We start from the raw sequence: 7683 nt of genomic DNA, 5'->3' as shown, positions 1-7683 counted from the left end.
CTCCGATCGTGTGGGCGGGGGCACTGCGGCGGCTGTCTTGTTACAACTGGGGGTATAAAATTTGTGGGCCCGCCCGTGGGGCGGGCCCCGGCGGGGGGAGGCGCTGCCTCCCCCTTGCGCCTGCGGCGCAATTCCCCCTCCGGGATATTTTCTGCAAGAAAAACGAGGGTGTCCGGCCGGACTTCAGCGTTTGCGCAGACGGGTCTGCAGCATCGACAGGAACCCCTGTGCGGCATTGCGCAGGGACGAGGCGTCATCTGTCACGCGGGAGACCGACCAGAGACCATTGGCGAAGATCACGATGCTTTCGGCAATTGGCGCGGCATCGGTGGTTTTCATTCCAGAGCTGGCGGTGATCACCTTGGTGAACCCCTGCCAGAGCCGGATGAAATGTTTGTCGATTTCCGCCAGAACTTCCAGGTCCTTGGGAAGTTCGGCCATGGTATTGCCGATCAGGCACCCCGGACCCGGCAGCCCCTCGGCCTCCATCCTGTTGATCATGACCTCGAAATAGGTGGCGATAGCCTGCGCCGGCGCGCCGTCGGCCTCGACAGCGGCCATTGCGGGACCGACGATCTGCTCCTGATACCGCGGGAAACAGGCGACGAAGAGCTTCTTTTTGCCGCCGATATGCTGATAGATCGCCTGCCGGTTGGATCCCGTGACCTTGACGATATCGTCCATGGAGCTTTGAGAATAGCCGTGATGCCAGAAATGGTGCATCGCGCTTTCGATGATCTGGTCAGAGGTCTGGGCAGCGGTTCTGGGCATGGTTCCGATCGGCAGAATATCAGTTCCTTATATCCAATCGAGGTAATGGAACCCATGTTCCGGGTCAAGAGAAAGTGGCGGGTGCCACAAAATATAGTAGAGCGACAGCAAAAAGATACAGCAGCTGGCCAAAGACGGTCTGCGTCAGAAATTGCGCGAGATCTGACGAAGGTATTTGAATTTTAACCGCCCCGGCCCTATATCTGACGCGTCGGGCAACCGACTATAGACATAAACGCGCTCGTAATAAGCGGATCGGACCCGGGGGCGGTACCCGGCGGCTCCACCAACCATCCCTTGTTGGGGGATCATGGGGCCGAAACAGGATCGACGGACGTCTAAAGGGGTTTGCTTTGTCTCGGTGAGATACCACCGTTATCGGTTCACAAAGTACAATTGCCAACAACAATCGTGCTCCGGTTGCTCTGGCTGCGTAAGCAGTTCGAGGAATCGAAATCTAAGCCCTTGCGCCTAGCCGCGTAAGGCGGGGTTCGCAGGCACCTGGCAACAGAAGCCTGCACTTCTTCTGTCTTTGCAGCCTTTTCGTCACGGAAGCCGATTTGTGCTCTTCGGGTCAGTCCCTGCTGCCAAATTCCGGCGCGACCGGCGGGAAGAGCTGATCGAACGCCGCGCGTCCATCTGGCGAAAACCGGATCAGCCGGCTGCCAGGGACACGATGGGCCCAGCCAGTTTCGACAACCCGGATGAGCAGCGCCTTGCCCAGCGGCCCGGCCAGATGCGGGCGCCGCTCTGACCAGTCGAGGCATTCGCGGCAGCGGCTGACCCCGGGGGTGACCCGGAATGGCTCCCCCAGCCCGGCAAGGAGGGCGTGACCGATGTCGGAAAGGCAGAGCCCCTCCGGCCCGCTGACAAACCCGCCCCGCAGGCGCAGACTGTCGTACATCTGCACACCAAGCGTGCCGGCCATATGGTCGTAGCAGGTCCGGGCCAGGCGCATCTCGGGATCGCGGGGACCGGGACGCCGGCGACTGCCGCGGGCCTGAGACAGCGTCATCAATCCCTCCAGCGCATGTGCCACCTCCGGGCCGGACAGCCGATAATACCTGTGGCGCCCCTGTTGCACGACCGACAGGAGCCCGCCCTCTGTCATGCGGGACAGGTGCCCGCTGGCGGTGGAGGCCAGGACCCCGGCCTCCTGCGCCAGCTCTCCGGCGGTGAGCGCCCGCCCGTCAAGCAGCGCCGTCAGCATATTGGCCCGCCCCGGGTCGCCGATCAGCGCCGCAATCGCGGCAATATCCGGTCCTTCTTTCATCACACCTCTCCCGCTCCAGAGAGCCTATACCCAACCGCGCGCAGATGTTTCGGTCAGGGCCGAAACATGTGGCTCCGCGACACTGCTAGACAGGGTCAGCCGCAAAAGGAGACACCCATGCTGACCTGCATCATACGTTATGACATTGCCCCGACGCAGCGCCACCTGTTCGATGAATATGCCCGGACCTGGGGCCAGTGCATCCCCCGGAACGGGGCCGATCTTGTTGGATATTTCTCTCCGCATGAAGGATCATCGAGCCTGGCTTACGGGATTTATCATATCGAGAGCCTGGCCGCCTATGAAACCTATCGCGAACGGCTTGCTGCGGATCCTCTGGGCCGGCAGAACTACGAATTTGCGCAGCGCGAAAAATTCATCCGGTCTGAAAGCCGGACCTGGCTGCGCCGGGTGGATCAGGGCTGAGGGAGACGTCGCAAACGGTTGACATGGGCGGCCCCAGCACGTTTTCTGCGCCTGCATCCACCACCTGACGGGGCTGCCCGATGATACGTCCCGCCTGGTCCGACATGATCCGCAGCTTCGGACGGATCGGGCTGCTGTCCTTCGGCGGACCGGCGGCCCAGATCGCCCTGATGCATGACGAGCTGGTAACGCGCAGAGGCTGGCTGGGCGAGCAGCGCTTCCTCGGTACGCTCAGTTTCTGCATGCTGCTGCCGGGGCCCGAGGCGATGCAGCTGGCCACCTTTGCGGGCTGGCGTCTGCGCGGCCTCAGCGGCGGGCTTCTGGCCGGACTTCTGTTCGTTCTGCCCGGGGCGATTGTGATTGCCGCGCTGGCCTTTGCCTATGCGCAATGGGGCGCTTTGCCGGTGGTGCGCGAAGCTTTCACAGGCGTTAAGGCTCTGGTCATCGTTATTGTCATGCAGGCCTTGTGGAAGCTGTCGCGCCGGGCGCTGGACGACGGGCTGGCCTGGGGGATCGCCGGGTGCTCTTTCCTCGCGCTGTTCCTGTTTGACCTGCCCTTTCCTCTGGTCATTGCCCTTGCCGCCGGCCTGGGCGCCTTTGTGACGACGGGCGGCGGAGCAAAGGCCCAGGAGGCCGCGCCGGAGGACACCCGGGGACAGAATGCTCAGACCCCATCTGCCACCGCTGGCGCATCATGGCAGGCCTCTATGAAAATGGCTCTGGGCTGGCTTGTACTATGGCTCCTGCCGCTCGCGTTTCTCTGGGCCATCGGGAATGACTTTCTCTTCGCCCTGTCGCTGTTTTTCGCCAAGCTCGCGGTTGTGACCTTTGGCGGCGCCTATGCCGTTCTCGCCTATATGGCGCAGGAAATTGTCACCTCCCATGGCTGGCTGACGACAGAGCAGATGATCGACGCTCTGGGGCTGGCCGAAACAACGCCCGGACCGCTGATTCTCGTGACCCAGTTCGCCGCGCATCTCGCCGGGCTGACCAGCGGCGGCGGGGGCATCGGCCTGATCGCCGGGCTTCTGGCGCTCTGGATGGTCTTTGTGCCGTGCTTTCTGTTCATTTTTGTCCTCGCCCCTCATGTCGAGAAAATCCTGTCCATCGGCAGGCTGCGCATGGCGCTCAGAGGGATCACCGCGGCCGTGGTCGGGGTCATCCTGAACCTGTCGCTGTGGTTCGCGCTCCACGTGCTGTTTGGTCAGGTGGAGGGGCACGCACCGCCGAGGCCCGTCCTGTCGAGCTTTTCACCTGAGGCCGCAGGGCTGACACTGCTTGCCGCCGTCGCACTTCTATGGCTGCGGCTGCCCCTGCTGCCCTCCTTGGGGGTTTGCGCCGCACTGGGTGCGATCCTGGCCGGCGCGATCTGAACCGCGTCGATACACCGCTTCCGTTTTTGTCCGAATCCCCTATGTTCAACGGAACGAGCTGGGAAATTTCTATGTCTTCAACGATCGATTACGGCAATCTCATGCACCGCGCCATGCGGGGCCTCATCCAGGAAGTGCTGGCGGATGTCTCTGCCCATGGGCTGCCTGGCAATCATCATTTCTTCATCACGTTTGACACGACCCACGAGGAAGCGCGCCTCGCCGACTGGCTGAAAGAACGCTATCCGACCGAGATGACGGTTGTCATGCAGCACTGGTTCGACAATCTCGAAGTGAGCGATGACGGCTTTGCCGTGACCCTGAATTTCGGCGACAGCCCGGAACCGCTGTACATTCCCTACAACGCCATCCTGACCTTCGTGGACCCGTCGGTGGAATTTGGCCTGCGCTTCGAAACCCAGGACGACGGGACGGATGACGATGATCCGGAACCGCCGCGTCCTCTGCGCGCCCGCAAAGACGACGACGCACCCACGGAACCCGCTGGCGAAAAGTCGCAGGATGCCGATGTCGTTCAGCTGGACAAATTCCGCAAATAACGCCCCCCGGTGAATTTTTTGTAAAACTCTGCTGAGAGGACTTGCCGGAACGCCGTCGCTCGCCTTCATTCCCGGAACACCGGATCAACAGGGGTTTCCGACTATGGCGAGCGATTTCACCGTCTTTCTTGGCGAAATGATGCGGAGGCCGGCCGAGGTTTCGGCCATTGCCCCATCTTCTGCGGCTGTGGCCCGCAAGATGACCGAAGGCGTTGAAAACGTGACCGGACCCATTGTCGAAATCGGCCCCGGCACCGGAAGTTTTACCAAGGTTATCCTGCAGCGCGGCATCGCGCCTGAACGGTTGATCCTGATGGAACTCAACCCCCGGTTCTGCGACGAGCTGCGCCGGAAATTTCCCGGCGTAACCGTCCTGAACCAGCCCGCGCAGGAGATCGAACATATCGGCGTCTCGGGCCTTGGCTGCGTGATCTCCGGCGTGCCGGTTCTGGCGCGGCCCCAGATCCAGCGCGAAGTGGTGGGCAATGCGTTCAAAGTGATGGCGCCCGATGGTGTCTTTGTGCAGATCACCTATTCTCCCAACGCGCCGATCCCCGAGGATGTGCAGGCCTCCATGGGCATCACCGCAACCAAACGTGGCACTGTCTGGGCCAACCTGCCGCCCGCGCGCGTGTTCGAATTCCGCCGGAAAATTCAATAAACACGGCTACTCGGGCCCGGCAGAGATGCCGGGCCCGGCCGGCATTACCGGTGCCGCACCAGACACCAGCGTGTCAAAAGGGCGGAGATCAAAAGCTCTGCCCAGGCGAGCGGCAGTGCCACGGCCAGGATCGAAAGGCTCGTCAGGTTCATATTCCAGAGCCCGAGCCACAGGATCCCGAAAATGCCGAGCCACAGCAGGCTACCGGCAAGAATGGCGGTTCTGGCGTTCAGCCCGTAGCGGTCGAACATCAGACACTGAAAGAAGACCGCAGCGCCGATCAGTATCGTGTCCCAGACGCCCCAGATCAGGAAGACGGGCAGGTTCATCGGCGCCACATCCGGCACCATCGGCAGCTCTGCCCGCATCATGGGCATGACGAAAACGAAATACCGGAACACTTCAGAGGCATTGATCCAGATGAGGTTGGCGATCAGCGCCGTGACAATTCCTTTAGATATTACAGGGGATTGGGGCGCGAGGCCGGTGGCAGTACTCATGACAGGCTCCTTTCGAGCAGGGACAGAAACTCTTGAACATCGCGGCGCAGCGGTTCGGCCTCTGTCACGGCACGTGATCGCGCCCAGAGGCCAGTGGCAAAGGTGGTAATCACGCGGGCCAGCGCTGCGGCCCGCTCCGGGGCCATCCCTTCGGCCAGCAATGCTGCCGCGAACCCGTGGTCAAGCCGCGCCTCATGCCGCGCAACCAGCGCGGCAACCTCGGGGTCATGGGGCGCCGTCTCTGTCGCGGCATTGCCGACGAAACAGCCGATACCCGGCAGGCCCTTGCCCTCTGCCAGCTTGATCTGGCGCTCGAAATACTCGGATATCGCCGACATACCAGCCCCGTCCAGCGGCGCAATCGCCGGCGCGACGACCAGCGTGTGATAGCGGTCGAAACATTCCAGAAATAGCCCGTGCTTGCTGCCAAACGCCTTGTAGAGCGCATGCAGACTGCCCCCCGTCGCCTTGACCAGATCATCGATAGAGGTCGCCTCATACCCTGCATCCCAGAACCGCATCAGGGCGCGGTCCAGCAGGTCGTCACGGCTATGGGCGGGTTTCCGGGGCATGGGCCGAGTCGTAGCAGAGCGATCGCTCTGTTAAAACCCCAAACCCGCCCGAACAGGAGGTTAGCGCAACCGGACGGCCTCACGATTGCGTGGGCCGTGCCAAGGTCGTATAGCGGGACCGACGTCACGCATTGGAGTTTCCGCAATGACCCAGACCCGCACGGAAAGCGACAGCTTCGGCCCGCTGGAGGTCCCCTCGGACAAATACTGGGGCGCTCAGACCCAGCGTTCGATCATGAACTTCCCCATCGGATGGGAGAAGCAGCCGGTCGCCATCGTGCGCGCCCTCGGCGTGATCAAGAAAGCCTGCGCCATGGCCAACAAGACCAATGGCGACATGGAGGCCAAGATCGCCGATGCGATCATCCAGGCCGCGGGCGAGGTTATCGATGGCAAATTCGACGACAACTTCCCGCTGGTGGTCTGGCAGACCGGCTCCGGCACCCAGTCCAATATGAATTCCAACGAGGTCATCGCCAACCGCGCGATCGAGATCCTCGGCGGCGTGATCGGGTCCAAGGATCCGGTGCACCCGAATGACCATTGCAATATGGGCCAGTCGTCCAACGACACTTTCCCGACCGCCATGCATATCGCCGCTGCGATGACCACGCGCGATGTGCTGCTGCCGGGGCTGAAGAAACTGCTCGCCGGGCTGGATGCCAAGGCGGCGGAGTTCAAGGACATCATCAAGATCGGCCGCACCCATACTCAGGACGCGACGCCGTTGACGCTGGGCCAGGAGTTCTCTGGCTATGCGCATCAGATCCGTCAGGGCATCGCCCGGATCGAGGCGGCCCTGCCCGGCATCTACGAACTGGCACAGGGCGGCACCGCCGTCGGCACTGGTCTGAACACCAAGAAAGGCTGGGGCGAACAGGTTGCCGGCAATATGGCCGAAATCACCGGCCTGCCCTTCGTCACCGCGCCCAACAAATTCGAGAGCCTCGCCGCGCATGATGCCATGGTCTTCATGTCCGGCGCCCTCGCGACCGTCGCAGGCTCCTGCTACAAGATCGCCAATGACATCCGCTTCCTGGGCTCCGGGCCCCGCTCCGGTCTGGGCGAGCTGATCCTGCCGGAAAACGAGCCCGGGTCGTCGATCATGCCCGGCAAGGTCAACCCGACGCAGGCAGAGGCGATGACCCAGGTTGCCGCCCATGTCATGGGCAATGACGCGGCGATCAAATTCGCCGGCTCCCAAGGGCATTTCGAGCTGAACGTCTACAACCCGATGATGGCCTATAACCTGCTGCAATCCATGCAGCTGCTGGGTGACGTCGCCGACAGCTTTACCGAGCGCATGCTGAACGGGATCGAGGCCAACAAGCCGCGCATCCAGAAGCTGATGCAGGAGAGCCTGATGCTGGTGACGGCGCTGGCGCCCACCATCGGCTATGACAATGCCACCAAGGTCGCCAAGACCGCGCATAAGAACGGCACGACGCTGAAGGAAGAGGCTATTGCGCTTGGCTTTGTCGATGAAGAGACCTTCGACAAGGTCGTCCGCCCCGAAGATATGATCGGGCCCAAGTAATCGGCTGAAA

At 62.1% G+C, this 7683-nt stretch carries 9 protein-coding genes and 1 other RNA gene; 6 read left to right on the top strand and 4 right to left on the bottom strand.

The genetic code is table 11. The annotated features are described in order from the left end of the window. Nucleotides 1-183: 183 nt before the first annotated feature. Entirely contained in the window at nucleotides 184-771 is a 588-nt protein-coding gene (locus ACRARG_RS20440; protein WP_432691875.1) for a TetR/AcrR family transcriptional regulator, read from the bottom strand. A 171-nt stretch (nucleotides 772-942) separates the two neighbouring features. Between ACRARG_RS20440 and ssrA the strand changes: the two genes are divergently transcribed. Further along, nucleotides 943-1293, top strand: a transfer-messenger RNA (tmRNA) gene (gene ssrA, locus ACRARG_RS20435). Between the two features lie 52 nt (nucleotides 1294-1345). On the opposite strand, the gene ACRARG_RS20430 is transcribed toward ssrA, so the two are convergent. Further along, nucleotides 1346-2044 carry an ArsR/SmtB family transcription factor gene (locus ACRARG_RS20430; protein WP_432691874.1) on the bottom strand — a complete coding sequence of 233 codons (699 nt, stop codon included), beginning with the start codon at nucleotides 2042-2044 and terminating at the stop codon, nucleotides 1346-1348. A gap of 117 nt (nucleotides 2045-2161) precedes the next feature. On the opposite strand from ACRARG_RS20430, the gene ACRARG_RS20425 reads away from it, so the two are divergent. The 4 genes from ACRARG_RS20425 (at nucleotide 2162) to ACRARG_RS20410 (ending at nucleotide 5064) form a co-directional block, all read left to right on the top strand. Beyond that, on the top strand, nucleotides 2162-2470 hold the full coding sequence (locus ACRARG_RS20425; RefSeq protein ID WP_432691873.1) for an NIPSNAP family protein: 309 nt from the start codon (nucleotides 2162-2164) through the stop codon (nucleotides 2468-2470). An 80-nt stretch (nucleotides 2471-2550) separates the two neighbouring features. Further along, on the top strand, nucleotides 2551-3843 hold the full coding sequence (gene chrA, locus ACRARG_RS20420; RefSeq protein ID WP_432691872.1) for a chromate efflux transporter: 1293 nt from the start codon (nucleotides 2551-2553) through the stop codon (nucleotides 3841-3843). A 71-nt stretch (nucleotides 3844-3914) separates the two neighbouring features. Then, complete coding sequence (locus tag ACRARG_RS20415) at nucleotides 3915-4403, top strand: SspB family protein (protein ID WP_432691871.1); 489 nt, start codon at nucleotides 3915-3917, stop codon at nucleotides 4401-4403. Between the two features lie 103 nt (nucleotides 4404-4506). After that, nucleotides 4507-5064 (top strand): class I SAM-dependent methyltransferase, encoded by a 558-nt coding sequence (locus tag ACRARG_RS20410; RefSeq protein ID WP_432691870.1) that lies wholly within the window; start codon nucleotides 4507-4509, stop codon nucleotides 5062-5064. Nucleotides 5065-5108: 44 nt separating this feature from the next. Here ACRARG_RS20410 and ACRARG_RS20405 read toward each other — a convergent pair whose 3' ends face one another. After that, nucleotides 5109-5564 (bottom strand): hypothetical protein, encoded by a 456-nt coding sequence (locus tag ACRARG_RS20405; protein ID WP_432691869.1) that lies wholly within the window; start codon nucleotides 5562-5564, stop codon nucleotides 5109-5111. Then, nucleotides 5561-6136, bottom strand: a complete 576-nt coding sequence (locus ACRARG_RS20400; protein ID WP_432691868.1) for a TetR/AcrR family transcriptional regulator — start codon at nucleotides 6134-6136, stop codon at nucleotides 5561-5563. The genes ACRARG_RS20405 and ACRARG_RS20400 overlap by 4 nt, the downstream gene beginning before the upstream one ends. 145 nt (nucleotides 6137-6281) lie before the next feature. Here ACRARG_RS20400 and fumC point away from each other — a divergent pair, with 145 nt between their 5' ends. After that, nucleotides 6282-7673, top strand: a complete 1392-nt coding sequence (fumC, locus tag ACRARG_RS20395) for a class II fumarate hydratase (RefSeq protein WP_432691867.1) — start codon at nucleotides 6282-6284, stop codon at nucleotides 7671-7673. Nucleotides 7674-7683: the final 10 nt, after the last annotated feature.

This window comes from Pseudooceanicola profundi (genome assembly GCF_050897955.1).
Lineage (GTDB): Bacteria > Pseudomonadota > Alphaproteobacteria > Rhodobacterales > Rhodobacteraceae > Pseudooceanicola.
This window is presented reverse-complemented; position numbering and strand designations above follow the sequence as displayed.

Excerpts from the sequence above, each read along its gene's own strand:
- ACRARG_RS20405 (WP_432691869.1), bottom strand. The coding sequence starts at position 5,564 with ATGAGTACTGCCACCGGCCTCGCGCCCCAATCCCCTGTAATATCTAAA.
- chrA (WP_432691872.1), top strand. The coding sequence starts at position 2,551 with ATGATACGTCCCGCCTGGTCCGACATGATCCGCAGCTTCGGACGGATC.
- ACRARG_RS20440 (WP_432691875.1), bottom strand. The coding sequence starts at position 771 with ATGCCCAGAACCGCTGCCCAGACCTCTGACCAGATCATCGAAAGCGCG.
- ACRARG_RS20425 (WP_432691873.1), top strand. The coding sequence starts at position 2,162 with ATGCTGACCTGCATCATACGTTATGACATTGCCCCGACGCAGCGCCAC.
- fumC (WP_432691867.1), top strand. The coding sequence starts at position 6,282 with ATGACCCAGACCCGCACGGAAAGCGACAGCTTCGGCCCGCTGGAGGTC.
- ACRARG_RS20430 (WP_432691874.1), bottom strand. The coding sequence starts at position 2,044 with ATGAAAGAAGGACCGGATATTGCCGCGATTGCGGCGCTGATCGGCGAC.
- ACRARG_RS20410 (WP_432691870.1), top strand. The coding sequence starts at position 4,507 with ATGGCGAGCGATTTCACCGTCTTTCTTGGCGAAATGATGCGGAGGCCG.
- ACRARG_RS20400 (WP_432691868.1), bottom strand. The coding sequence starts at position 6,136 with ATGCCCCGGAAACCCGCCCATAGCCGTGACGACCTGCTGGACCGCGCC.
- ACRARG_RS20415 (WP_432691871.1), top strand. The coding sequence starts at position 3,915 with ATGTCTTCAACGATCGATTACGGCAATCTCATGCACCGCGCCATGCGG.